The 24,838-nt window shown below is 63.4% G+C and carries 20 protein-coding genes; 13 read left to right on the top strand and 7 right to left on the bottom strand.

Features of this window, described 5'->3' with window-relative positions:
* Positions 1-2: 2 nt before the first annotated feature.
* The 6 genes from LB559_RS29705 to LB559_RS29680 all read right to left on the bottom strand — a co-directional run bounded on the left by LB559_RS29705 (position 3) and on the right by LB559_RS29680 (position 6,421).
* A complete protein-coding gene (locus tag LB559_RS29705; protein WP_024502456.1) occupies positions 3-1,067 on the bottom strand; it encodes an ABC transporter permease in 1,065 nt (354 codons plus the stop codon).
* Positions 1,060-2,616: a sugar ABC transporter ATP-binding protein gene (locus LB559_RS29700; RefSeq protein WP_224675632.1), complete on the bottom strand. Its 1,557-nt coding sequence runs from the start codon at positions 2,614-2,616 to the stop codon at positions 1,060-1,062. The genes LB559_RS29705 and LB559_RS29700 overlap by 8 nt, the downstream gene beginning before the upstream one ends.
* Complete coding sequence (locus LB559_RS29695; RefSeq protein ID WP_224675631.1) at positions 2,613-3,257, bottom strand: DUF2291 family protein; 645 nt, start codon at positions 3,255-3,257, stop codon at positions 2,613-2,615. The genes LB559_RS29700 and LB559_RS29695 overlap by 4 nt, the downstream gene beginning before the upstream one ends.
* 93 nt (positions 3,258-3,350) lie before the next feature.
* Positions 3,351-4,292, bottom strand: a complete 942-nt coding sequence (locus LB559_RS29690; RefSeq protein ID WP_224675630.1) for a D-ribose ABC transporter substrate-binding protein — start codon at positions 4,290-4,292, stop codon at positions 3,351-3,353.
* Positions 4,293-4,617: 325 nt separating this feature from the next.
* Positions 4,618-5,445 carry a phosphogluconate dehydrogenase C-terminal domain-containing protein gene (locus LB559_RS29685; protein WP_064995024.1) on the bottom strand — a complete coding sequence of 276 codons (828 nt, stop codon included), beginning with the start codon at positions 5,443-5,445 and terminating at the stop codon, positions 4,618-4,620.
* 301 nt (positions 5,446-5,746) lie between these two features.
* The gene (locus LB559_RS29680; RefSeq protein WP_013533053.1) at positions 5,747-6,421 is read right to left on the bottom strand and encodes a GntR family transcriptional regulator; all 675 of its coding nucleotides are present in this window, start codon (positions 6,419-6,421) and stop codon (positions 5,747-5,749) included.
* A 218-nt stretch (positions 6,422-6,639) separates the two neighbouring features.
* On the opposite strand from LB559_RS29680, the gene LB559_RS29675 reads away from it, so the two are divergent.
* The 10 genes from LB559_RS29675 to LB559_RS29630 all read left to right on the top strand — a co-directional run bounded on the left by LB559_RS29675 (position 6,640) and on the right by LB559_RS29630 (position 19,393).
* The gene (locus LB559_RS29675) at positions 6,640-7,767 is read left to right on the top strand and encodes a sugar ABC transporter substrate-binding protein (protein ID WP_013533052.1); all 1,128 of its coding nucleotides are present in this window, start codon (positions 6,640-6,642) and stop codon (positions 7,765-7,767) included.
* Between the two features lie 79 nt (positions 7,768-7,846).
* Positions 7,847-9,379: a sugar ABC transporter ATP-binding protein gene (locus LB559_RS29670; RefSeq protein ID WP_224675629.1), complete on the top strand. Its 1,533-nt coding sequence runs from the start codon at positions 7,847-7,849 to the stop codon at positions 9,377-9,379.
* Positions 9,376-11,460, top strand: coding sequence for an ABC transporter permease subunit (locus LB559_RS29665; protein ID WP_063167525.1), 2,085 nt, complete (start codon positions 9,376-9,378; stop codon positions 11,458-11,460). The genes LB559_RS29670 and LB559_RS29665 overlap by 4 nt, the downstream gene beginning before the upstream one ends.
* A 13-nt stretch (positions 11,461-11,473) precedes the next feature.
* Positions 11,474-12,280 (top strand): SDR family oxidoreductase, encoded by an 807-nt coding sequence (locus LB559_RS29660; RefSeq protein WP_084016157.1) that lies wholly within the window; start codon positions 11,474-11,476, stop codon positions 12,278-12,280.
* Positions 12,281-12,290: 10 nt separating this feature from the next.
* Positions 12,291-13,238 (top strand): 3-hydroxyacyl-CoA dehydrogenase, encoded by a 948-nt coding sequence (locus tag LB559_RS29655; RefSeq protein ID WP_127367393.1) that lies wholly within the window; start codon positions 12,291-12,293, stop codon positions 13,236-13,238.
* A complete protein-coding gene (locus tag LB559_RS29650) occupies positions 13,235-14,197 on the top strand; it encodes a 3-keto-5-aminohexanoate cleavage protein (protein ID WP_013533047.1) in 963 nt (320 codons plus the stop codon). The genes LB559_RS29655 and LB559_RS29650 overlap by 4 nt, the downstream gene beginning before the upstream one ends.
* A gap of 46 nt (positions 14,198-14,243) precedes the next feature.
* Positions 14,244-15,122, top strand: coding sequence for an SMP-30/gluconolactonase/LRE family protein (locus LB559_RS29645; RefSeq protein WP_013533046.1), 879 nt, complete (start codon positions 14,244-14,246; stop codon positions 15,120-15,122).
* A 189-nt stretch (positions 15,123-15,311) separates the two neighbouring features.
* Complete coding sequence (locus tag LB559_RS29640) at positions 15,312-15,968, top strand: GntR family transcriptional regulator (protein WP_032809708.1); 657 nt, start codon at positions 15,312-15,314, stop codon at positions 15,966-15,968.
* Between the two features lie 75 nt (positions 15,969-16,043).
* Entirely contained in the window at positions 16,044-16,838 is a 795-nt protein-coding gene (locus LB559_RS29635) for a DeoR/GlpR family DNA-binding transcription regulator (protein WP_024502478.1), read from the top strand.
* Between the two features lie 77 nt (positions 16,839-16,915).
* Entirely contained in the window at positions 16,916-19,393 is a 2,478-nt protein-coding gene (locus LB559_RS29630; protein ID WP_224675628.1) for an FAD-dependent oxidoreductase, read from the top strand.
* Here the strand turns inward: LB559_RS29630 and LB559_RS29625 are convergent.
* Entirely contained in the window at positions 19,390-20,259 is an 870-nt protein-coding gene (locus LB559_RS29625) for a LysR substrate-binding domain-containing protein (protein WP_013533042.1), read from the bottom strand. The genes LB559_RS29630 and LB559_RS29625 overlap by 4 nt on opposite strands.
* A gap of 155 nt (positions 20,260-20,414) precedes the next feature.
* Here LB559_RS29625 and LB559_RS29620 point away from each other — a divergent pair, with 155 nt between their 5' ends.
* The 3 genes from LB559_RS29620 to phnA all read left to right on the top strand — a co-directional run bounded on the left by LB559_RS29620 (position 20,415) and on the right by phnA (position 24,724).
* Positions 20,415-22,115 carry a Na/Pi cotransporter family protein gene (locus LB559_RS29620; RefSeq protein WP_224675627.1) on the top strand — a complete coding sequence of 567 codons (1,701 nt, stop codon included), beginning with the start codon at positions 20,415-20,417 and terminating at the stop codon, positions 22,113-22,115.
* A 125-nt stretch (positions 22,116-22,240) separates the two neighbouring features.
* Positions 22,241-23,440, top strand: coding sequence for a 2-aminoethylphosphonate--pyruvate transaminase (locus tag LB559_RS29615; protein ID WP_027163932.1), 1,200 nt, complete (start codon positions 22,241-22,243; stop codon positions 23,438-23,440).
* A 24-nt stretch (positions 23,441-23,464) separates the two neighbouring features.
* Positions 23,465-24,724, top strand: a complete 1,260-nt coding sequence (phnA, locus tag LB559_RS29610) for a phosphonoacetate hydrolase (RefSeq protein WP_224675626.1) — start codon at positions 23,465-23,467, stop codon at positions 24,722-24,724.
* Positions 24,725-24,838: the final 114 nt, after the last annotated feature.

The raw sequence follows: 24,838 nt of genomic DNA, 5'->3' as shown, positions 1-24,838 counted from the left end.
GCTCAGCCTGCCTTTGCCATCTGCATCAAGGTGACACGTTGCTGAAGCCGGCGCTGTGCCTGGTCGACGACGACGGCGACGATGATGACGAGGCCCTTGATCACCATCTGCCAGAACGAACTCACGCCCATCATCACCAACCCGTCCGAAAGGATGCCGATGACGAAGGCGCCCACGATGGTGCCGCCGATCGTACCGCGGCCGCCCGACATCGAAGTGCCGCCAAGCACCGCCGCCGCAATGGCGTTGAGCTCGAAGCTTTCCCCCGTCGCCGGATGCGAGGCCATCAGCTCGGACGAGATGATCAGGCCGACGATCGCCGCGCAGAAACCGGAGAACATATAGACGAACATCTTGACCATGTTGACCCGGACGCCCGAAATCCGCGACGCCCGTTCATTGCCGCCGACGGCGAAGATATGGCGACCGAGTGGCGTGTACTTGGCGAGATAGGCGGCTCCCAGTGCAACGACGATGAGGATCCAGATCGCCACCGGCAAGCCGAGCAGCCGGCCTGCACCGAGGAAACCGAAGCCGGTGGTGCCAAGCTCCGGCTTGCCGACGAGGTTGGGAAAGGTGCGGCCATCCGACGACAGCAGCGCCAGGCCGCGCGCGACATAGAGCACGCCGAGCGTGGCGATGAACGGCGCGACGTTTAGCCTGGTGATCAGCAAGCCGTTGACGGCGCCGATCAATATGCCGACGGCAAGCGTGATCAGCGCGATCTCAAAGACGTTGAAATAGATGGTGTAGCCGATCTGCAGGTCGATGCCGTTGAGCACGAGATACCCGGCCACCATACCGCACAGGCCGACGATCGAACCGACCGAAAGGTCGATGCCGCCGGTGATGATGACGAAGGTCATGCCCATCGCCAGGAACGCATTCAGCGCCACGTGCTTCGACATCAGGATCAGATTGGCGGTCGACAGGAAATTCGGCGCCGCGATCGAGAAGAAGATCAGCACGGCGATCAGCGCAATGAAGGTCCTGAGCTTCATAACTGTCAGCAGCACCGAGCCGCTGGAAGCGGAGGGAGCGGCCGCTTTGGCTGGGATGTCAGTCATGGGCGGTGCTCTCCGTATGTGGGGCTGGTCCGTGGCCAAGCGCCGATGCGGCGACGAGTGCCGCCTCCGTCGCCTCAGTGCGGTCGAACATGCCGGTCAGTTTTCCGTTGCTCATCACTGCGATGCGGTCCGACAGCGCCATCACCTCATCGAGATCGGAGGTGGCGAACAAAATCCCCAAACCGTCGCGGGACAGTTTGCGCATCGTGCGGAAGACGTCGGCCTTGGCGCCGACATCGATGCCTCGGCTGGGCTCGTCCATCAACAGCACCTTGGGTTCGGTGAGCAGCGCCTTGCCGATCACCACCTTCTGCTGGTTGCCGCCCGACAGCGACGACACCTCTTGCGCCGGGTCGGCGACCCTGATCGCCAACTCCCGCACCACCTGCGTCACCGCCTGCCTTTCGTCGGCGCCACGGATGTGGAACAGGCGGGCAAAGCGCGACAGGCTGGCCAGCGTCAAATTGCTGGCGACCGAAAGGATCGAGACAAGCCCTTCGCGCTGGCGATCCTCGGGGATCAGCGCCAGCCCGCGCCGGATGCGCCGCGTCGTATCGCGCTCCTTGACCTTTCTACCGCCAATGAAGATGTCGCCGGTCGAATGGCCGTGGCGGCCCATGATGCAGTCGAACAGTTCGCTGCGCCCGGCGCCCATCAAGCCGTATATGCCGAGGATCTCGCCGGCACGCAGCGACAACGAGACATGGTCAACGGCAAGTCCGCCGGTGGCACGAGGCAGGCAGATCTCCTCGGCACGAAAAATCTCTTCGCCCGGAAGATGGCCGTCGGCCTTGGCGAAGTCCTTGGCGTCGGAGCCGATCATCTGGCGAACGATCCACTGCGTGTCGACGTTCTTCATCTCTTCCTGGCCGGTGATGCGGCCGTCACGCAGCACGGTGATGTAGTCGCCGATGCGGATCAGCTCTTCGAGCCGGTGCGAAATGTAGACGATCGCCACGCCGCGCGCCTTGAGGTCGGCGATCACCTTAAACAGGATCTCGACTTCCGCAGCACTCAGCGCCGAGGTCGGTTCGTCCATGATCAGGATGCGCGCGTCGAGCGAAACCGCCTTGGCGATCTCGACCAGTTGCTGCTGGCCGATACGCAGATCCTCGACCAGCATGTCGGGCCGGATGCCGGCCTGCAGGCGTTCCAGAAATTCCGCAGCGCGGTTTTCCTGTTGCGCGTGGTCGATTTTGCCGAAGCGGTTGGTGATTTCTCGGGTGGCGAAAATATTCTCGGCGACGCTCATATTGCCGAACAGGTTCAGCTCCTGGAACACCATGCCGATGCCACGGTTCACCGCATCACCGGATGACGAGAAGGAAACCTCTTCGCCTTCCAGCAGGATGCGGCCGGCGGTCGGCCGTTCGACGCCGGCGATGATCTTCATCAGCGTCGACTTGCCGGCGCCGTTTTCGCCGACCAGCACGTTGACCGCGCCCTTGCGCACCTCGAAATTGGCGCGCTTGACCGCAACGGTGCCGGAATAGACCTTGGAGACGTCCTCGAGCTTCAGAATGATTTCGCGCTCCGCGATCGCGCTCATGGCTTCGGCCCGATCTCTGCCTCCGCCGGCGTCACCAGCGGCAGGTCCTGGCCGCTGCCCAGCGTGTAGGCGCCGAGCACCTTGGCGCTGCGGCCTTCCAGCGCCTCGCGCGGCAGCTTGGAAAGCACCGTCTTGTCGGCATAAGCGTTGAAAGCCTTGCCGAACTGGGCGAAGTCGATCTGGTTGGTGAAGTCGTTGAACTGGATGAAGTCCAGGCTGTCGCGCAGCGCGGTACCGCGCACCGCCGGTCCGATCTGCACCCGTGCATCGGCTTTGCCGTCGCCGTCGACATCGACGTCGACCGTTGCCGCACGCGACTGTGTGTTGGCCGCGATAATCTTGCCTTCCAGCCGAACCGCGAAAGTCCAAGGCGAATTCGCCTGCTTGTTCGGATTGCCGTATTTGGCGCCGGCAGCCGCTGGGTCGGTTGTCGCCAGTGTGTGAACCTGCGCAAACGCTCCGGCTTTCTGCTGGAGATAGGGCACGACCTTTGCCGCCCATATCTCTTCGACCATCTTGTCTGGATTGAAGGTGGCAGCGTTGTTGCTGTCGTCCGATTTCGTCGGCAGGATCTTGCAGCCGGTCAGGCTGATGCCGACCATCACGGTAAGGATCGGCCAGTTCGGCTTGGTGTTCAGCATGGCGGCCTGTCGTTCAGCATCGTGGGCGGCCCACGGAAAATGGCAACGACGGGCGATCCTGGGTTCGCCCCTCGCTATTCAAATCACGCTGGCTCAGTTCGTCAGCGCGAAGGTCTCCAGCTTGGCGGCATTGTCGCCATTGACCAGAACGCAGTCCATCAATTGCTTTTCCTTGGCCGGCGACTTCTTGTTCTTGATGAAGTCGTTGGCCTGCTCGACCGCCATCTGCGCCTGCGCGAAGGCGGGCTGCAGCACCGTTGCCTTGATGCCGCCCGAGGTGATGGAGTCGCGAACATCGTTCGATCCGTCGAAGCCGACGACGATGACATCCTTGCGGTTCGCCGCGGCAAGTGCCGCATAGGCGCCCATCGCCATCGTATCGTTGCCGGAGATCACGCCCTTGATGTCGGGGTTGGCCTGCAGGATCGATTCCATCTTGGAATAGGCTTCCGTCTGGCTCCAGTTGGCCGACTGCTGGGCGACCATCTTCAGGTCCGGATAGTCGTCGATGACGTCGTGATAACCCTTGGAACGAATGCCGGCATTGGTGTCGGATTCCTTGCCGACCAGCTCGACGAAATTGCCCTTCTCGCCCATCAGCTTGACGAATTCCTGCGCGCCGAGCTGGGCGCCCTGGTAGTTGTTGGAGACGATCTGCGCGACGGCGACGCCGGTGGCGTTGATCTCGCGGTCGATCAGGAAGGACGGAATGCCTGCGTCCTTGGCCTTCTGCACGGCGGCGACGGTGGCGTCGGCGCCGGCATTGTCGAGGATGATCGCCTTGGCGCCGCGGCCGATCGCGGTGTCGATCAGCTCGGACTGCTTGTTGGCGTCGTCGTCATGGACCAGCACCAGCGCCTCGTAGCCGAGTTCCTTGGCCTTGGCTTCGGCGCCGACGGCTTCCGCCTTGAAGAACGGATTGTCGTGCGAGGGCGTGATGATGGCGATGAGATCCGCCGCGTAGGCGGGCGCGGCCGTGCCAAGCGCCAGCATGCCGGCGAAAGCCGCAAGCGTCATTCTGCGTGTAAGTTTCATGAAGTCCTCCCGTTTGAAAATTGCCTTGGTAACCCAAAGCATCTGTCGGCATCCGAATTCGTCAGGCGGCGCGGGCGGCGGATCGCTTTCGGGCTAAAGAGCCGTTTGCCGGCTTCCCCTCCACGGATCGTTGCTCCCCAGCCATCCTCCACTCGCCCAGGCATCGTACTCCTGCGAAAACCCTGTCGATCCGAGCCATGAACAGCTAAGCCAACTGGTATGATGAGTCAACCACGAATTCAGGTGATATGTACCTGATGAGCTACGATGCCGAGCGTCGCAACGGTACGGCGACGTCGCGGCGCTGCGGCAGCGCCTCTCCTCTTCAGGTGATACGCTGAATGCTGGCGGCGATCTCTTCCGGCTCGAACACGCGCTTCCAGTCGTCCCGCATCAGCACCGGCTTGCCGAACTCGATCGCCTTGTTGCAGGCATCCGAGAAAACGCCCTTGGTCTCGCCGAAAATGACGGCGCCCAGCACGTTCATATGGCCGAGCAGGAAGTCGAGCGCCGCCTGCTGGTCGACGCCGCGTGCCACGACCTCGTCGACGGCTTCCTTCATGACCACCAGCAACGAGGCGCACACCGTCTCCGAAAGCCCGGGTTCCAGCAGCGCCATCTGTTCGACGCTGACGCGGTGCGAACGCATGACCGGCGCCCAGATGATCTTCGCGATCGCCTCGCCCTTGGCGTAATCCTCTTCCGGCCCCTGCATCAAGGCGCTGACCATATGCTGCTTGGCCTTGACGCCGCCGAAATAGTCCTTCTTTGCCGCCATGTCTGTTTCGTCGTTGAAGATCGGCGGATGGCAGGGGTGGGTGACGAAATAGGTGAGGTCCGGTCGATTCGGCAGGTGGCCGGCGAAGGGTGCCGCCGCGTCGAGCACCACCACCATGGTGCCCGGCGCCAGCTTGCTCTCGATGCTGCTCGCCACCTTGCCGATATGCGTGTCGGGAACGGCCAGGATCACCACATCGGCGCCCTTGAGCGCTTCGTCGGCGCTGACCGTATCGAAACCCAGCCCGGTCTTCAGTCGTTCGCGGCCGGCATCGCTGACCTCCACATGGCGTATCGTGTAGGGCGATCCGCGAAAATTGGTCGACAGGCGGTAGCCCATTTTCCCACCGGCACCGAACAGCGCAATCGTTGTCATCTGGTCACTACTCCTGATCTCAGCGGACGGTATCGCCCGTCGTCAACTGATCAACTGGTATAATCACGCTACCAGATTTTGGCAATCCGATAATGACAATGAGGATGCGGGTCATGTGCTTCGCCGCGTCATCGGCTGCCGCCTCGCAAGCTCAAGCACGAGAACCATGGATGGCGCGCTCGGGAATGATCTCTAGGTCACCAGAAGAAGCCCGCGCTTGCCCGCTGAGTGCGCATGAGCGCTGCTCTGCCATCCCCAGAAATAGGAGGCATGTGATAGGGGTCGGAGGTCGGGCCGGGCGCTACTTCAAAAGATCGACCAGCATGTCGAAAGCCGCATCGATATCGCCGCGAACCGCCGCCTGAACTGCCTGCTCGTCCCGGTCGCGCAGGGCCGCAAACATCTGTTGATGGTATGTGTTCGCGGTTGAGTAGGATCCATGCAGCATATTGAAATAGGGGCTGATCTGCAGCCACAGATCCTTAATGATCTTGAGCAGGGTTTCGGATCCCGCTGCTCGGTAGATTGCGAAGTGGAAGGTATAATTCGCCCTGAGATAGGCCTTTACGTCGTCCGCGCCATTCGCGCGTTCCAGTGAGTCCAGATCGCGCGCGAAAATCGCAAGATCCGCATCACTGCGGTTCTGTGAGGCCCAGCCGGCGGCGATGGCCTCTATCTCAAAACGTACATTGCGCAAATCGGTGAGCCGCTCGCGGCTGAGCGCCGGAATACCAATGGAGCGTCCGGATACCACGGTGAGCGCGTTGGCTGCCGTCAGGCGCCGCAGCGCTTCCCTGACCGGCATCGGACTGACGCCAAAGGCGTCGGCGAGGCTCTGAACCGTGACCATCTCGCCCGGCACGATGCTGCCGTCGAGGATCAACTCGGTGACCTGGTTGTAGACCCGGTCCTGCAGAGTTTCCTTGGACAATGGAATGATCTCGACACCAGGCTTCCTGAACGCCGATCCAGCCATCTCCGGTCAACCTTCCCGCCCATGGGCGACACTATTGCTTGTGCCGGAATGCAAGGTTCGTGGTGCCACGTCAAGCGGCCGACATAGCCCGTTTTGATATAAACGATTCCATCATTGATATTTGATCAAATCATGATACGGTCGCTGGCATCGAATGACAAGGGTTTACGTTTTGCCCTTGGGAGGCATTCGGTCGTTCTGTTTGGGAGGAGTTCCACATGGGTATCGGATCGAAAGTCCGGCGGCTCGCGCTGCTGGCCGGCATGGCTGCGTGCGCCTTCGGCCTGTCCGCCGCGCAGGCCGCCGAGAAGCACAAGATCTTTCTCAGCATGAGCTACATCGGCAATGATTGGCAGGCGGAGGCGGCCAACATGGTCAAGGCCATGGCCGCTCATAAGAGCCTGGCCGACAAGGTCGACCTGCAGGTCCAGGTTGCTGGCCCCAACGCGCAACGCCAGATTCAGCAGATCAACGCAATGGTGCAAAGCGGCGCCGAAGCCATCGTCGTGTATCCGATCTCGCCGACCGCGCTCAACCAGGTCGTCAAGAATGCCTGCGACAAGGGTGTGAAGGTCTTTGCGTACGACGCCGAGATCACCGAGCCTTGCGCCTACAACGTCCACATAGACCAGCTGGAAGCGGGCAGGGTGACCGCCGAATGGCTGGTCAAGAAGCTCAACGGCAAGGGCAACATCATCGCCATCACGGGCGTCCCGGGAACATCCGTTGACGATCAGCGGACAAAGGCCGCCAAGGAAGTCTTCGCCAAGTATCCTGATATCAAGATCGTCGGCGAGGCTGTCGGCATGTGGAGCCAGGCGGTCGCCCGCACCGAACTTTCGAAAATCCTGGCCACCCGCAATTGGGACGACATCAACGGACTGTGGATGCAGGTCGGCTGCTTCACCGCCAACTCGATGCAGCTCGAGGCTGGCAAGAAGACCAGCGAACTCCTGCCTTGCGCCGGCGAAGGTTCCAATGGCGGCCGCATCCAGATGCTGCCGGAGGGCACCGAAGTCGAAGGTGCCGCTCCTCCTTATGCACCGGCGGGCGCACAACGCATTTCCTATGCCTCGCCGCCTTATTCGGGTGCGCTGGCGCTGAAGCTTGCCGTCGAGGCGATCGAAGGCAAGGACGTGCCGAAGACCACCATCCTGCCGCTGCCGGTCGTTACCAATGAGACGATCAAGCTGTGCGACGAAGGCACATGGGCGGAGATGAAGGCCGGCTGCAACGCCTTCAAGCCGTCGCTGGTCTCCAATCCGGGTTGGTTTGCCTCGATCTTCTCGGACCAGACACCCGAGGTCGGCCTTAATGCTGCCCTCGTCGGACAACCGGAGAACTAAGCCTCCCAAGGCCCGTGTGACGATGCACGGACAACTGTCCGTGCGTCGTCAATCCATGCCAAGCCGGCGATCGAGGACAATGACAGAGCACTCCGAGCTCCCCGCCGTCGAGATCGACGGCATCAGCAAGGCGTTCGGCCCGACCGTCGCGCTGGACGGCGTGTCGTTTGCGATCGCGCCCGGCAGCGTCCATGCCCTGCTCGGCGAAAACGGAGCCGGCAAGTCGACACTGGTGAAGCTGCTGTCCGGGCTGGTCCGGCCGAGCCAAGGCCATGTCCGTGTCTTCGGCAAGGAGATCGCTTACGGCGCACCGCGCGCAGCACATGCGCTCGGCATGCAGACAGCATTCCAGGAGATGACCCTGGTGCGCGATCTCTCCGTGCTCGACAACATGCTGCTGCCTTACGCCCCCGTCGGCATCTCCGGCCTGATCCGCCGCGGTGCCGCCCGCAAGGCCGTCCGCCGCCATATCGAAGATCTCGGTTTTTCCGTCGATCTCGATGCCGAGGTGAGCGAGCTCGAGCTTTCGGTGCGCCAGAAGATCGAGATCGCGCGCGCCGTCTACCGCAAGCCGCGCATCCTTTTGCTCGACGAACCGACCTCGACGCTCGCCGGACGCGACGTCGACTGGCTGGGCGACATCATCGCCAGGCTGAAGGCGGCAGGCACCACCATCGTCTTCATCACCCACCGCATGCGCGAGGTCCGCGCTTTTTGCGACACGCTGACGATCCTGAGAAACGGCCGCCACATCGTCACCGCGCCGGTCGCCGATGTCTCGGATGCCGACGTCATCGAAAAGATCATCGGCCGCAGCATCGAGCAGACCTTTCCGCCCAAGCCGGACAGCGCCCAGGCCTTCGGTCCGCCGGTTCTGGGCGTGCGCGACCTCAAGGTCGGGCGCAAGCTCGACGGCGCCGGCTTCGATCTGCGCAAGGGCGAAATCCTCGGCGTCGCCGGGTTGCAAGGCATGGGCCAGCAGGACCTGTTCCTGGCCTGCTTTGGCATGGCCGAGATCGAGCGCGGCCACATCCTCGTCGACGGCCGCAAGGTCTGGCTCGGTTCGCCGGCCGATGCCTTGCGCCCCAACATGGCCATCGGCCTGGTGCCGGAAGACCGCAAATCCGAAGGCCTGTTCCTGAAATTGTCGGGCAGCCAGAACGCCACGCTGCCGGTGATATCGCGCTTCACACGGCTAGGCCTTGTCGACGCGCAAGCCGAGACCCGCTCCGTCGAGGCGGCATTCGCCACTGTCGAGGTCGACCGCCGAGCGCTGTGGACGCGGGCCGGTGCGTTTTCCGGCGGCAACCAGCAGAAGATAGCCATCGCCAAGTGGCTGGTGGCGCAGAGCCGCATCCTGCTGTTGTTCGATCCCACCCGAGGCATCGACGTCGGCACCAAGCACGAGCTTTATGTGATGATGCGAAACTACGTGGCTTCGGGCGGTTCGATCCTGCTGCACTCGACGGAGATCCCCGAACTCGTTCACCAATGCGACAGGGTGCTGGTCCTCTATGACGGGCGCATCGCCGCCGAACTCGAAGGCGACGCCATCACCGAACCGGCCATCATGCGCCCGGCGCTCGGCCATGCCGGGGAAGCCGCCGCATGAGCAGCGCAGCAGCCTCATCCCCTGTTCCCGGCGGCTTCGGACTGCGCCGTGCGCTGGTGCGCAATCGCGGCGCGCTGATCGCCGCGGCCGTCCTGGCGATCCTGCTCTTCGTCGTCGACTGGATCAGCGCCGGGCCGCTGACCTATTTCGATGTGTCGTTCCTGTCGAGCGGCGGCGCCACCTCGGCGCTCGCGGCGATCGGCCAGACGATCGTGATCCTGTCGGGCGGCTTCGACCTGTCCGCCGGCGCGGTGATATCGCTGGTCAATGCCGTGCTGGCATCGAGCATGGATCCGATGGCGCCAGGCGCAAGCATCCTCCTGTGGACCACCGTCGGCATCGGCGTCGGCATGGCGGTGGGCGCCTTCAACGGCTTCTTCATCGCGGTGCTGCGCATGCAGCCGATCGTGGTGACGCTGTCCACCATGTTCATCCTGCAAGGTGTCACGCTGCTGGTGATGGACAAGCCCGGCGGCTTCGTGTCGCCCGATCTCGGCACCTTCTATCTCGGCGACGCGATCGCCGGCTGGCTGCCGATGCCGCTGGTGGTGATCGGTGTCGTCCTGCTCGCCTGGTTCTGGCTGAAGGGAACCCGCTTCGGCACAGCACTCTACGCGCTTGGCAGCGATCCGGAGTCGGCCGCTTCCGTCGGCATCAATGTCGTTCTGGTGCGCTTTGCCGTCTATGTCATCGCCGGCGGCTGCTATGGCCTTGCCGGCGTGTTCATCAGCGCCCAGACCGGCAGCGGCGATCCGCTGGTCGGCAATCCGCTGCTCTTGTCGATGTTCGCGGCGGTCGTCGTCGGCGGCACGCGCCTCGGTGGCGGGCAGGGCGGCCCGGTGGGCTCTGTCTTCGGCGCCTTTATCCTGATGATCGTGGTGAACATCCTGCTGGTGCTCAACGTATCGGCCTATTATGCGACCATCGCCGAAGGCACCATTCTGGTGCTGGCAGCACTTGCCGGCTCGATCTCGCATGCATCGGTGCTTGCCGTGCAACTGCGCGCCGCGCGTGCCCGGCTCGCCGCCTGGCGCGCCGGCATATTGCCCTCGCAGCTCGAGCGCGTGGACCGGCGTCTCAAGATCGCCGAGCCAGCCCATGCCCAGCGCAGTCCGGCATCGCCGCGCCCTGCCTTCCATCTGCGCAATGCGGAAACGCTGCGCTATGCGCTGCCGGCCTATGTCTGCCTGCTGCTCATCGTGCTTGTCACCCAGATCTGGCTCGGCCGCGCCATCCTCAATCCGGGGTACTGGAATTCGCTGCTGGTGCTATCGTCCTTCCTAGCCGTCCTGGCGCTCGGGCAGGGAACCGTCATCCTGACCGGAGGCCTCGATCTCTCCGTGCCGTGGACGATCGGCATCTCCGGCATCATCCTGGCGGGCATGGTCAACGGCTCCGACGCCGCCCTTGTCTATGCCTTGCCGGTCGTCCTGGTGATGGCCTGCGCCATCGGCTTCGCCAATGGTTTCGGCATCGTCTATCTCGGCATCTCGCCGATCGTCATGACGCTCGCCACCAACGGCATTCTGCAAGGCTGTGCGCTGCTCTATTCGCAGGGAACGCCGGCCGGGTTTTCCTCGCCGATGCTGCGCTGGGTCATGACGGCCAAGCTCGCCGGCCTGCTGACTCCAATCGTGCTGCTGATGGTCGTCTTTGTCGTCGCAGCGGTACTCCTGCTTGGCCGCACCCCGTTCGGAAGGCGCGTCTACGGCATCGGCAACGGGCTGCGCGCGGCGCGCTTGTCGGGCATCGGCGTCGAGCGCACGCTGATCCTGGTCTACATGCTTTCGGCCGTCTGCGCGGCTGTTGTCGGCGTCATGCTGACCGGCTTTTCGGGTCAGGCGAGCCTCGGCATGGGCGACGACTATCTATTGCCGTCGATCGCCGTGGTGGTGGTCGGCGGCGCGCTGATCACCGGCGGGCGCGGCCACTATCTCGGCATGCTCGGCGGCGTGTTGTTGCTGACGGCACTGCAGATGCTGCTCGCCGGCACCACGCTTCCCTATGCCACGAGGGCAATTCTTTACGGACTGGTCGTTCTGGGCGCCGTCATGGCGCTGCGCGAACGGCGGCTGCAATGAGAAGGACAGGACCATGAGCACAAGGGCGCCGGCATCGGCGGACGAATTTTTGACCGGGCTGAAAGGCCAGCGCGTGCTGGTGACGGCGGGCGCAGGCGGCATCGGGTTTGCCATAGCCGACACGCTGTCACGCCTCGGCGCCCGCATCGTCGTCTGCGACGTTTCCGACGAGGCGCTGGCCGCTGCTCCCAGCAAGATCGACCTGGTCGCGGCGGTCAAGGCCGACGTCTCGCGCGACGACGACGTCGACCGTCTGTTCGAGGCGGTCGAGAAAAAACTCGGCGGGCTCGATGCGCTGATCAACAATGCCGGCATTGCCGGGCCGACCGGCGGTGTCGACGAGATCGATCCGGCGGACTGGCGGCGTTGCATCGACATCTGCCTGACCGGCCAGTTCCTGTGCGCCCGGCGCGCGGTGCCGCTGATCAAGGCGGCGGGCGGCGGTTCGATCGTCTCGATGTCGTCGGCCGCCGGCCGCCATGGCTACGCCTTCCGCACACCCTATTCGGCGGCCAAGTTCGGTGTCATCGGTTTCACGCAAAGCTTGGCCAAAGAGCTCGGGCCGCACGCCATCAGGGTCAACGCCATCCTGCCCGGCATCATCGAGGGCCCCCGCATCGAAGGGGTTATCTCGGCGCGCGCCAAGCAGGTCGGTATCAGCCACGAGGAGATGACCGGACGCTATCTGCAGAACATCTCGCTGCGCCGCATGACCAGCCCTTATGATGTCGCGTCGATGGTCGCCTTCCTGCTCTCCGATGCGGGGATCAACATTTCCGGCCAGTCGCTCGGCGTCGACGGCAACGTCGAAACACTTTGAGGAACAAACCATGGCCAATGTCGCGATCGTCGGAAGCGGGTTCATCGGGCGGGCCTGGGCGATCAGCTTCGCCCGCGCCGGCCATGACGTGCGGATGTGGGACCAGTCGCCCACTGCCACAGGTGGAGCCCGCGACTACATTGCCGGCGTGCTCGGCGATCTCGCCGCGAACGATCTTCTGCGGGGACAGCAAGCCGGTGAGGTTCTTGACCGTATCTCCGTTGTCGCCGAGCTTGAAGAGGCGTTGGCAGGTGCCGTACATATCCAGGAGAACACGCCCGAGAATCTCGAGGTGAAGCGCAAGGTGTTCTCCTTGATCGACACGCTTGCCGATCCGCGAACAGTCATTGCCAGTTCCACCTCGGCGCTGTTGCCGTCGAAATTCACCGACCATCTGCAAGGGCGGCAGCGCTGCCTGGTCGTGCATCCGATCAACCCGCCCTATCTCATTCCGGCGGCCGAAATCGTGCCGGCGCCGTGGACCTCGGCCGAGACGGTCGAGAGAACCCGCGCCTTCCTCGTCGACGCCGGCCACGCGCCACTGGTCATGCAGCGCGAGCTTGACGGCTTCATCATGAATCGCCTGCAAGGCGCATTGCTGGAGGAAGCTTTCCGGCTTGTCGCCGATGGCTACGCCAGTGTCGAGGATGTCGACGTCGGCATCCGCGACGGGCTGGCGCTGCGCTGGTCGTTCATGGGGCCGTTCGAGACCATCGATCTCAATGCACCCGGCGGCGTGCGCGACTATGTCGAGCGCTATCAGGGCATCTATTCCAACATCTTTCCCCAGACGCAGCGGCGCGTCGACTGGGCCGGCAAGGTCATCGACACGGTCGAGGCTGATCGCCGCAAGCGACTGCCACAGCAAAGCCTAGGCGACCGGCAGGTGTGGCGTGACCGCCGGCTCATGGCGCTCGCCGCCCACAAGAGAAAATCGGATCAGGAGTTTGGAGAATGACGCAAACCAGTCGCAAGCCGGGACCTGCACGGACCAGGGGCAAGGTCATCATCACCTGCGCGGTGACGGGCGCCATCCACACGCCGACCATGTCGCCCTATCTGCCGATCACGCCCGACCAGATCGCTTCGGAGGCGATCGCGGCGGCGGAAGCCGGTGCCGCGATCCTGCATCTACATGCCCGCGATCCGGAAACCGGCAAGCCCGACCAGACGCCGGAGGCCTTCGCCCGCTTCCTGCCGCGCGTCAAGCAAGGCACCAACGCCGCCATCAACATCACCACCGGTGGCAGCCCCTACATGAAGGTCGAGGAGCGCGTGCGCCCGGCCGCCCAGTTCAAGCCGGAAGTCGCCTCGCTCAACATGGGCTCGATCAATTTCGGGCTCTATCACCTGGCCGACAAATACGAGACCTTCAAGTTCGATTGGGAAAAGCCGCATCTGGAAGCGACGCGCGACCTCGTCTTCCGCAACTCATTCAAGGACATCGAGTACATTCTGGCGACCTGCTACGACAACGGCACGCGCTTCGAGTTCGAGTGCTACGACATCGCCCATCTGTACAACCTTTCCCACTTCGCCGACCGTGGGCTGGTGAAGCCGCCTTTCTTCGTGCAGTCGGTGTTCGGGCTGCTCGGCGGCATCGGCACGCATCCAGAAGACGTCGCCCATATGAAGCGCACTGCCGACCGGCTGTTCGGCGACCAGTTCCGGTGGTCGGTGCTGGGCGCCGGCGCCAGCCAACTGCGCATCGCCGCGCAATCGGCGGCCCTTGGCGGCAACATCCGCGTCGGGCTGGAGGACAGTCTGTGGGCGGGCAAGGGAAAGCTTGCCAAATCGAACGCCGAGCAGGTCTTGCTGGCCCGCAAGATCATCGAAGGGCTCGGCATGGAGGTGGCGACGCCCGACGAGGCACGCGAAATCCTGTCATTGAAAGGCGGGGACAAGGTCGCTTTCTGAGGCGGTCCGAGCAATCGCCGCGAGACGCAAAACGGAGGAGGACGGCATGAAGATCGAAGTCGTGGTGGACGTGAAGACCACACTGGGCGAAGGACCGCTGTGGGACGTCGAACAGGAACGACTCTACTGGATCGACAGCTTCGACGGGCGCGTGTTTCGGGCGACCGCCGACGGGCGCGAGATCCGGTCATGGGACGTGCCGATGAAGATCGGCTCAATGGCGCTGCGCAAGGATGGCGGCGGCGCTGTCGTCTCGCTGCAGCGCGGCTTCCATCTGCTCGATTTCGCCACCGGCGAGGTGACGCTGATCCACGATCCCGAGCCGGACAAGCCGATGAACCGGCTCAACGACGGCAAGGTCGACCGGCGCGGCCGTTTCTTCGCCGGCTCCATGGATACGATGGAAGAGGGGCCGTCCGGCGGTCTCTACAGGCTCGATCCGGATTTCTCCGTCACCCGGATCGATTCCGGCATCATCTGCTCCAACGGTCCATGCTGGAGCCCCGACGACCGCACCTTCTATTTCGCCGATACCTGGACCGGGGAGATATGGGCCTACGACTACGATATCGCCACCGGTGCCGCCACCAACAGGCGTACCTTCGTGCGCGTCGACACCAGCCGAGGCGGTGCGGCGGACGGCTCGACCGTCGACGCCGAGGGCTATCTCTGGAATGCGCTGGTCTATGACGGAAGGCTGGTGCGCTACGCGCCCGATGGCAGCATCGATCGCATCATCGACATGCCGGTCAAGAAGATCACCAGCGTCATGTTCGGCGGACCGAAGCTCGACACCCTCTACGTCACCTCGATGGCCAAGCCGCCGCTGCCGCGTTTTCCCGGCGACGGCGTTTTGCGCGGCAGCCTGTTCGCCATATCAGGCCTTGGCGTTAGGGGCGTTGCGGAACCGCGCTTCGGCGGCTGACGCCAGGCAAGCGAAGCGCCGGTAAAATACGCAGATCAGGCCTTGGCGCAGGAATTCGGGCAAGTCTGGCAATTGATGCCGAACGTGTGCATATACAGGCATACATATATCCATGCAGAGGGGTTTCCGTTAGGCTGAGCGCCCCGCGTCAAACGGGAGCATCGATTGCCAGGATTTGCGGAAAGCGTGATGCAGGGGCCGCGAACCGTGGCCGAACAGGTCGCCAATGTCCTGCGTGAAGCGATTGCCAGTGGCACCATCAAGGCGGGCACTTCGCTGCGCCAGGACGAATTGGCCGAGCAGTTTGGCTTCAGCCGCATGCCCATTCGTGACGCCCTTCGCCAATTGGAAGCCGAAGGCATTGTTTCCATCCATCCGACAAAAGGTGCGCAGGTCGCCCGGATGGACAGCGCCGAGATCAGTGAAATCTATGCACTGCGCGAATTGCTCGAATGCGAGGCGTTGCGGCTTTCGCTTCCCAATCTCGCCGGTGACAGGCTCGACGAGGCGGAACAGGTTCTCGATCAGATCGACGCGGAGCGCAATGTCGGCCGATGGGGCGCGCTGAACCGTGCCTTTCATCTGGCTCTCTACGATGCCTGCGGCAACAATCGATTGCTGGCCTTAATCGAGGCGCACCACAATGCCGCCGATCGCTACGTCCGCATCCTGCTGTCGAACCTGGACTATCGCAGCCGCTCGCAGACGGAGCACCGCGATCTGCTGGCCGCCTGCCGGTGGCGCGACGGCGACAGGGCCATAGGCATTCTGAGGCAGCATCTTCGCGAGGGAAGCGAGACGCTGGTCAGCGCGATCAGGGAAGATGGCCTGTCGCGAAAATCCTGACGACATGGCTTGAGTTGCCTCTGCGCACGATCACTGCCACATATTGCAACATCGCTACTCGATCCGAGGATCATCATGTCCCCCGACAGCAGCCTGCCGGCGCGCGCCCTTGCTCCACGTCGCCACGAAGAGATCCTGCGGCGGCTGGGCGCCCAGGGGTCTGTCAGTGTCGCCGAACTGGCCGGGTTCTTCGATGTCTCGCGCGAAACCATCCGCCGTGATTTGAAGCTGCTGTCGGATAAGGGACGGCTCGGCATCGTCCATGGCGGCGCCGCCCGCTTCGAGCCGAGCGAACCGGCAATGAGCTTGCGCAGCCACGAAAATGCCGGAGGCAAGGCCGCGATCGGCAGGCTGGCCGCCGGTCTTGTAAAGGACGGCATGGTGGTGTTCCTCGATTCCGGCACCACCACATTGGCCGTCGCACAAGCCATGGCCGACCTGCGCGATCTCACCATCTGCACGGCGAGCCTGAAGATCGCGCTTCTGCTGTGCCACGTCTCAGGCATGCGCGTGCATGTGCTGGGTGGCGAAGTCGATCCGGGCGAGGAAGCGGCCTCGGGAATCGACATGCTCGAAGCCATGTCGCGCTTTCGCGTTGACATCGCGTTCCTCGGTGGTGGCGCGCTGTCGCCCGACGGCGAGGTGACCGATTTCACCCGCGCCGGCGCCGAACAGCGCAGCCGCATGATCGCGCTTGCCGCCAAAACCTACTTCGTTCTCGACAGCAGCAAGTTCGCAAAGCTGACGCCGCTCAGGATTCCGAATTTTCAACGCGCCGCCGGCGTGATCGTCGACGCGAAACCGCAGGCTGACATCGCTGAAGCGCTTGCGCGCAAAGGGCCTGAGCTGATGATTGCCTCTTTGATGTGATATTTTGTGGTATTTTGTGTTGATATTTGGAATTCGGCTGCTATGATCCAACCGGTGTCAAAACGGCAGGATGTCCCATGGCAAACGAATTCCCCACGCAAGCGCGCGTCGTCATCGTCGGCGGCGGTATCATTGGCTGCTCGGTCGCGTATCATCTGACGAAGCTCGGTTGGACCGATGTCGTGCTGCTCGAACAGGGGCAACTCAGCGGTGGCACCACCTGGCACGCCGCAGGGCTTGTCGGCCAGTTGCGCAGTCATTCCAACATGACCAGCCTGATCAAATACTCCACGCAGCTCTATGGCGAGCTGGAGGCCGAGACCGGGCTCGCCACCGGTTGGAAGAATTGTGGCTCGCTGTCGGTGGCGCGGACCGCCGACCGCATGACGGTGCTGAAGCGCACGGCCGCATCGGCCCGCGCCCAAGGCGTCGAGATCGACGTGATTTCGCCGAAGGAGGCGGCCGATCTATGGCCGGTCATGGCGACCGACGATCTGGTCGGAGCCGTCTGGCTGCCGGGCGACGGCAAGGCCAATCCGACCGATCTCACGCAATCGCTGGCCAAGGGTGCGCGCAATCGCGGCGCGAAAATTTTCGAGCGGGTCAAGGTCACCGGCATCAGCGTGAAGAACGGCGTCGCCTGCGGTGTCGAGACGGACCGCGGCAACATTGCCGCCGAGATCGTCGTCAATTGCGCCGGCCAGTGGGCGCGCAAGGTCGGGCTGATGTGCGGCGTCTCGGTGCCGCTGCATTCGGCCGAGCACATGTACATCGTTACCGGCAGGATCGAGGGCGTGCATCCGGACCTGCCGGTCATGCGCGACCCCGACGGTTTCATCTATTTCAAGGAAGAGGTCGGCGGCCTGGTCATGGGCGGCTTTGAGCCGCACGCTAAGCCGTGGGGCATGAATGGCATTCCCGAAAATTTCGAGTTCGCGCTGTTGCCGGACGATTGGGATCAGTTCGAGATCCTGATGGAAAACGCGCTGGTCCGCGTGCCGCAATTGGCCGAGGCCGAGGTCAAGAAATTCTACAACGGTCCCGAAAGCTTCACGCCGGACAACAATTTTCTCCTCGGCGAGGCGCCGGAACTGAAGAATTTCTATGTCGGCGCCGGCTTCAACTCCATGGGCATCGCCAGCGCCGGCGGCGCGGGCAGGGCGCTGGCGGAATGGATCGTCAACAGCGCGCCGACCATGGATTTGTGGCCGGTCGACATCAGGCGTTTCGCCTCCTTCAACAACAATCCGCGCTGGCTGCATGACCGTGTCAAGGAAACGCTCGGCTTGCATTACGCCATGCCGTGGCCGAACCGTGAACTGGACACGGCGCGGCCGTTCCGCCGCTCGCCGCTCTACGACCGGCTCGCCGCCAAAGGTGCCTGCTTCGGTTCCAAGATGGGCTGGGAGCGCGCCAACTGGTTCGCGGCACCGGGAGAGAAGACCGAGAACGACTATGCCTTCGGCCGCCAGAACTGGCACGAGGCGGTCAAGCGCGAAATGAAGGCGACACGCGAAGCCGTCGCCGTCTTCGACCAGACCTCTTTCGCCAAGCTCCTCGTGCAGGGCCGCGATGCCTGCGCCGTGCTCAACTGGATCTGCGCCGGAAATATCGACGTACCGGACGGTACGTCTGTTTACACGGGCGTGCTCAATGCACGCGGTGGCTATGAGAGCGATCTCACCGTTATGCGGCTCGGCGCGGAGAAATTCCTCATCGTCACCGGGTCCGCACAAGCTGTCCACGATGCCGACTGGATCGTCAAAAACATTCCGTCCGACGCGCATGCAATCGTGACCGACGTCACCTCGTCCTACGCGGTGCTGGCGTTGATGGGACCGCGATCACGCGATCTGCTGGGCAAACTCTCCTCGGCCGATCTTTCCAACGCCGGCTTTCCCTTCGCCACCATCCGCGAGATCGATATCGGCTATGCCACCGCCTATGCCAACCGTATGACCTATGTCGGCGAACTGGGCTGGGAACTGATCGTGCCGACAGAATTCGCCGTCGGCGTCTATGAGGCGTTGCATGAGGCGGGCCGTGAATTCGGTCTGCTGGACGCCGGTTACTACGCGCTCGATGCCTTGCGCATCGAAAAGGGTTTTCGCGCCTGGGGCAGGGAGTTGACGCCTGATATCGACCCCTGGCAGGCCGGGCTTGGCTTCGCCGTGGCGATGGACAAGCCAGGTGACTTTATCGGCCGCGACGCGCTGGTTGAGACGAAGCCATCGGCAGCACCGGCAAGACGCATCGTGCTGTTCACGCTCGATGATGCCGAGCCGATGCTGTGGGGCGGCGAACTGATCCTGCGCGACGGCAAGCCGGTCGGCGAAGTCCGCTCGGCCGCCTACGGCCACACGCTTGGCCGCTCGGTGGCGCTCGGCCTGATCGAGAACGAGGCGGGCGTCGACGCTGCATTTCTCACCGGTGGTCGTTTCGAGATCGACCTTGCCGGCGTTCGCCATGCCGCGACAGCACATCTGCGCAGCCCCTACGATCCGAAGTCGGAGCGGGTGAAGGCTGATGCGGTGGAGATCAGGGCCGCCGCTTAATCCGCCGACATCGAGCGCGCCATATCCAGGAAAGCCCGCACCAGTTTGCCGCCGCTGCGTTCACGCAGGCAGATCAACGCCTCGTCCATCAGGGTCTCGGGAGCATCGATGGTGATCGGCACCAGCCGCGAATCCTGGCCGAATTCGGCCGCCGAGACAAAGCCGATGCCGGCGCCCGAGGCGACGATCTCGCGGACGGCTTCGCGGCCCTCGGCTTCGATCGCCGGCCTCAATTCGATTTTCGAGGCGGCTGCGAGATCTTCGAGTTTCTGACGCGTCTTCGATCCACGCTCGCGCATGACCAGTGATTCCTGCGCGAGCTGCTTGAGGGTGAGCGACTTTTTCGCGGCCAGCGGGTGGTCGACGGATGCAAACGCGATGATCGGCGTCGAGTTGAGTTTCAGCACCTCGAAATCGCGCCCCGTCGGCACCTCGCCCAGCACGCCGATATCGGCATCGTAGCTGTAGAGGCTGCTGATCACCGTCTCGGTGTTGCCGGCGCGCACCGAAACCTGCACGCCGGGGTAGCGGGCCCGGAAGCTGCCGAGAATATGAAGCAGATGATGTGCGGCATCGGCGACGATGCGCAGCGTGCCGGAACGCAGGGCGCGGGACTCCGTCAGGAGTTCGAGCGCCTGTTGCTCGGTATCGAACATGCGGTGGGTTATTTCGAGCAATTTCTGGCCCGAATGGGTCAGCGTGACCTGCTTCTTGTTCCGGTTGAACAGCAGCACATCATACTCTTCCTCGAGCTTGCGCACCTGGTCCGAGATCGCCGGCTGGGTCAGGAAGAGCGCCTCGGCGGCGCGAGAAAAGCCACCGCAGATGGCCACCTGGTGAAAGGCTCGCAACTGGACGTAGCGCATCTCCCGTGCCTCCGACACTTCTGAAATCGCCGACATCTTATCATAAGGATTGCTTAGGAAAAGATCGAAAGGAACGATTTGACTTATGTTTTGCCGACCCTCAGCCTGAGCATGGGTCGACATCCCTGCCGGCCGTTGGCACCGGAGGCGTCGCCATGCAATTTTCCATCATCCTGCTGCATCTGGCGGGTGCGGTCATGCTGCTGCTCTGGGCCGTGCATATGGTGCGCAAGGCTGTCGAGCGGGCCTGCGGGCTCACTTTGCGTGATGCCCTGAGGCAAGCCCGGGGTGAGCGGATCAGATCGGCCGGTGTCGGCACCGTGCTTGCCGTGCTGCTGCAGAGCTCGACCGCCGTCGCTATCCTGGCGGCCGGGTTTGCCGCCAGCGGCATGGTTTCGGTGTCGGCCGGGCTGGCGATCCTGCTGGGCGCCGATCTCGGTTCCGCCCTGGTCGTGCAGGTGCTGTCGTTCGACCTCAGCTGGCTTGTGCCGGCGCTGATCCTGGTCGGCGGCGCGATGGCCCTGAAGTTCGAAGTGGCTGGCATCAGGCATAGCGGGCGAATCCTGATGGGGGTCGCCTTCGTCCTGTTGTCGCTGCATATGATCGGCGAGGCGACCGCACCGATGCGGCAGAGCACCTTGCTGCCACTGGTGATTTCCTATCTGCGCGCGGACTATTTCACCGCCTTTGCCGCCGCTGCCCTGTTCACATGGCTGATCCACTCCAGCGTCGCGGCGATCCTGCTGTTCGTCACGCTTGCCGCGCAAGGCGTCTTGCCGGTCGAGGTCGGTCTGTTCTTCATCCTCGGCGCCAATTGCGGCGGCGCGCTGATCGCGGTTTGGCTGACGCGCGGCGAAGCCGTCGAGGCGCGCCGTATCCCGCTCGGCAATCTGATCTTTCGCGGCACGGCGGCGCTGACGGCTTTGTTCGCGCTTCAGGCCGTGACCTTCCCGGCGCATCTGTTCGGCGCAACCGAAGGCCGCCAGCTGGTCAACCTGCACCTTGCCTTCAATCTGGTGCTGGTCATCTGCTGCTTGCCGTTCACCGGCATGATGGAGCGGCTGGTCGCCTTGTTGATCGCAGACAGGCCGGTGGCAAAGGCCGGAGAGGGTGGAGACCTGATGTCGCGCCGAACCAGCGCGCTCGACCGCACCGTCATGCGCACACCCGGTCTTGCGCTAGCCAGTGCGACCCGCGAGCTGCTGCGCATGGGCGAAGTCGTCGAGGTGATGCTGCGCCCAGTGATGGATTTCTTCGACGCCGGCACCGGCGACCAGATACGCCAGGCCCAAAAACTCGATGAGGAGGTCAACCGCGCCCATACCGAAATCAAGCTCTACATTGCCGAAGTCAATCGCGGCAGCATGAGCGTGGCCGAAGCGCAGCGCGGGATCGAGCTCACCGACTTCGCCATCAATCTCGAACGCGCCGGCGACATCGTCGCCAAGAACCTGCTCGTGCTCACCCAGGAGCTGCGTGACAAGAACCTGCGCTTCTCACGCGACGGCTGGAGCGAACTGGCCGGGCTTCACAACCGTGTCATGGCCAACATGCAGCTTGCACTCAATGTGCTGGTGTCGAGCGATCTCGATTCGGCGCGGCAACTCGTCGTCGAGAAGGAGCGGATGCGCAGACTGGAACGCACGAGCCACGACCGTCACCTCAAGCGCCTGCAATCGGGAATGCCGCAGAGCATCGACACCAGCGACATCCACCTGGAGGCCGTGCGGGCGCTGAAGGAGATCAACTCGCTGATGGCCTCGGTCGCTTATCCCTTGCTGACGCAGAGCGGTGATCTGCTGGAAAGCCGGCTGGCGAGAGGGGCTGCGGAAGTGAGGGCTCCTGCACTGGCCTGAGGACGGATTCCCGCCCGGCAGGTCATTACTAAAATCGATACATCGATACAAAATAACGATTTTACAAATAGATCATTCAGGCCAAGAATAAGGCCACATCGAACGCAGATCGAGCGGAGGACAACATGCTCGCCGAGACGAAATTTGCCGCGGAGCCGCTGGCCAGCCCGGCGCTGGGCGAGCCGTATCTTCTGACCCCGGGGCCGCTCACCACGGCCTATTCGGTCAAGCAGGCGATGTTGCGCGACTGGGGATCGTGGGACGGCGACTTCCGCGCCATGACATCGGATATGCGTCGCCGGCTGCTGGCGCTGACCGGGGACAGGAACGATGAGTTCGACTGCGTGCCGATGCAAGGCAGCGGTTCTTTCTGCGTCGAAGCGATGCTGGGGTCGTTCGTGCCCAGGGACGGCAAGGTTCTTGTGCTGGCCAACGGCGCCTACGGCCTGCGCGCCGCGCAGACCATGCAGTATCTCGGCCGCGCCTATACGCTGATCGACAAGGGCGACTATCTGCCCCCGCGCGGCGACGAGGTGGCAGCGGCCCTCGCGGCCGACCCTGATATCACCCATGTCATCGCCATCCATTGCGAGACCAGTTCCGGCATCCTCAACCCGGTCGCTGAAATTGCCGAAGCCGTCCATGCCAAGGGTCGCAAGCTGCTGGTCGATTCCATGAGTGCGTTCGGCGCCGTGGCGCTCGACGTCAACGAAATCCGCTATGAGGCGATGGTCTCGTCCGCCAACAAGTGCATCGAAGGCGTTCCGGGTTTTGGCTTCATCATCGCCCGCAAGAGCGAACTGGACGCCGCCAAAGGCAGGAGCCATTCGCTGTCGCTCGATGTCCACGCTCAGTGGGCGCACCTGAACAAGACCGGCCAGTGGCGCTACACGCCGCCGACGCATGTCGTGGCCGCCTTCCTCGAAGCACTGCGCCAGCATGAGGCCGAAGGCGGCGTCGCCGGCCGTGGCGCCCGCTATACGAGGAACCGCGACGTCATGGTGGCCGGCATGCGCGACCTCGGTTTCGAGACACTGCTCCGGGATCGCTGGCTGTCGCCGATCATCGTCACCTTCTTCAACCCGGCTCATGCCAGTTTCGCGTTCGACCGTTTCTACGACCTGATGAAGGACAAGGGCTTCATCATCTATCCGGGCAAGCTGACCGCCGTGGATTCGTTCCGCGTCGGCTGCATCGGCCAGATGGACGAACATGTCATGCGCCGCGTCGTCGAGGCGGCGGCGTTCTCGCTTCATGAAATGGGCGTCGACACCGCCGCCCCACCCGCCGCGGCACTTGCCGAACGCGCCAAACTCGCCGCCTGAAGCGGCCGACTTCGAGGATATCAGATGAACCAGATGTCTCCCATCAACGTCGCGGTCAACGGCCGCACCTACGCCTGGCCGCGTGTGCCGGCCATTGCCATCTGCCTTGACGGCTGCGAGCCGGCCTATCTCGACGAGGCAATCGAGGCCGGGCTGATGCCGGCGCTGGTCAGGATCAAGCAGAAGGGCACGGTGCGTTTTGCGCACTCGGTCATTCCGAGCTTCACCAACCCCAACAATCTGTCGATCGCCACCGGCCGACCGCCGTCGGTGCACGGCATTTGCGGTAATTATCTCTATGAGCGCGAGACCGGCAAGGAAGTGATGATGAACGACCCGCGCTTCCTGCGCGCGCCGACCATCTTCCAGGCCTTCTACGATGCCGGCGCCAAGGTCGCCGTGGTCACCGCCAAGGACAAGCTGCGTGCCTTGCTTGGCAAGGGCCTCGCCTTCGATGAAGGCCTCGCGCTGTGCTTCTCTGCGGAAAAGTCCGACACCACGACTATAGCCGAGCACGGCATCGACAATGCCTCGAAGCACTTTGGGCTGCCGGTGCCGGAGGTCTATTCGGCCGAGCTGTCGGAATTCGTCTTCGCCGCCGGCGTGCAGCTGCTGAAGGAGTTCCGCCCCGACATCATGTACCTGACGACCACAGATTATGTGCAGCACAAATATGCGCCGGGCGTGCCGCAGGCCAACGCCTTCTACGAGATGTTCGACAAGTACCTGACCGAGCTCGATGCGCTGGGTGCTGCCATCGTCGTCACCGCCGACCATGGCATGAAACCGAAGCACAAGGCCGACGGCTCGCCCGACGTGGTCTATGTCCAGGATATTCTCGACGACTGGCTGGGCAAGGACGCCGCCCGCGTCATCCTGCCGATCACCGACCCCTATGTCGTGCATCATGGCGCGCTGGGTTCCTTCGCCACCGCCTATCTGCCTGATGGCGCCGACCAGGCCGGCATCATGGCCAGGCTGGCCAAGATCGACGGCATCATGCTGGTCGTCGACAGCCCGACCGCCTGCGAGCGCTTCGAGCTTCCGGCTGACCGCATCGGCGACATCGTGCTGATCTCGACCGAGAACAAGACGATCGGCACCTCGGAACATCGCCATGACCTGGCGGCTCTGAACGAGCCGCTACGGTCGCATGGCGGGCTGACCGAGCAGGAGGTGCCGTTCATCGTCAATCGTGTGCTGCCGGAATTGCCGAACGAGCCGACGCTGCGCAATTTCGATGCCTTCTATTACGCGACGATGGCGGCGGCGCTGGCGGGCTGAGCCAATGTCGACCCCCACTCCGCCGAGCTACGCTCGGCACCTTGTATCTACACGAGAGAGATTTCGTGGGATTAGAGCGATTGAGCCAAGGTCCGGGTGGCCGCCCGGACCTTG

This window comes from Mesorhizobium sp. BR1-1-3 (assembly GCF_020165455.1).
Lineage (GTDB): Bacteria > Pseudomonadota > Alphaproteobacteria > Rhizobiales > Rhizobiaceae > Mesorhizobium > Mesorhizobium ciceri.
Note: the sequence above shows the minus strand (reverse complement) of the source record. Positions and strands in the feature narration are given on the sequence as shown.

Bases quoted from the DNA above. Each gene is read 5' to 3' on its own strand.
- LB559_RS29665 (WP_063167525.1), top strand. From the start codon at position 9,376: ATGAGCAGCGCAGCAGCCTCATCCCCTGTTCCCGGCGGCTTCGGACTG.
- LB559_RS29630 (WP_224675628.1), top strand. From the start codon at position 16,916: ATGGCAAACGAATTCCCCACGCAAGCGCGCGTCGTCATCGTCGGCGGC.
- LB559_RS29615 (WP_027163932.1), top strand. From the start codon at position 22,241: ATGCTCGCCGAGACGAAATTTGCCGCGGAGCCGCTGGCCAGCCCGGCG.
- LB559_RS29640 (WP_032809708.1), top strand. From the start codon at position 15,312: ATGCAGGGGCCGCGAACCGTGGCCGAACAGGTCGCCAATGTCCTGCGT.
- LB559_RS29690 (WP_224675630.1), bottom strand. From the start codon at position 4,292: ATGAAACTTACACGCAGAATGACGCTTGCGGCTTTCGCCGGCATGCTG.
- phnA (WP_224675626.1), top strand. From the start codon at position 23,465: ATGAACCAGATGTCTCCCATCAACGTCGCGGTCAACGGCCGCACCTAC.
- LB559_RS29660 (WP_084016157.1), top strand. From the start codon at position 11,474: ATGAGCACAAGGGCGCCGGCATCGGCGGACGAATTTTTGACCGGGCTG.
- LB559_RS29675 (WP_013533052.1), top strand. From the start codon at position 6,640: ATGGGTATCGGATCGAAAGTCCGGCGGCTCGCGCTGCTGGCCGGCATG.
- LB559_RS29650 (WP_013533047.1), top strand. From the start codon at position 13,235: ATGACGCAAACCAGTCGCAAGCCGGGACCTGCACGGACCAGGGGCAAG.
- LB559_RS29635 (WP_024502478.1), top strand. From the start codon at position 16,044: ATGTCCCCCGACAGCAGCCTGCCGGCGCGCGCCCTTGCTCCACGTCGC.
- LB559_RS29655 (WP_127367393.1), top strand. From the start codon at position 12,291: ATGGCCAATGTCGCGATCGTCGGAAGCGGGTTCATCGGGCGGGCCTGG.
- LB559_RS29670 (WP_224675629.1), top strand. From the start codon at position 7,847: ATGACAGAGCACTCCGAGCTCCCCGCCGTCGAGATCGACGGCATCAGC.
- LB559_RS29695 (WP_224675631.1), bottom strand. From the start codon at position 3,257: ATGCTGAACACCAAGCCGAACTGGCCGATCCTTACCGTGATGGTCGGC.
- LB559_RS29700 (WP_224675632.1), bottom strand. From the start codon at position 2,616: ATGAGCGCGATCGCGGAGCGCGAAATCATTCTGAAGCTCGAGGACGTC.
- LB559_RS29705 (WP_024502456.1), bottom strand. From the start codon at position 1,067: ATGACTGACATCCCAGCCAAAGCGGCCGCTCCCTCCGCTTCCAGCGGC.
- LB559_RS29685 (WP_064995024.1), bottom strand. From the start codon at position 5,445: ATGACAACGATTGCGCTGTTCGGTGCCGGTGGGAAAATGGGCTACCGC.
- LB559_RS29645 (WP_013533046.1), top strand. From the start codon at position 14,244: ATGAAGATCGAAGTCGTGGTGGACGTGAAGACCACACTGGGCGAAGGA.
- LB559_RS29680 (WP_013533053.1), bottom strand. From the start codon at position 6,421: ATGGCTGGATCGGCGTTCAGGAAGCCTGGTGTCGAGATCATTCCATTG.
- LB559_RS29620 (WP_224675627.1), top strand. From the start codon at position 20,415: ATGCAATTTTCCATCATCCTGCTGCATCTGGCGGGTGCGGTCATGCTG.
- LB559_RS29625 (WP_013533042.1), bottom strand. From the start codon at position 20,259: ATGCGCTACGTCCAGTTGCGAGCCTTTCACCAGGTGGCCATCTGCGGT.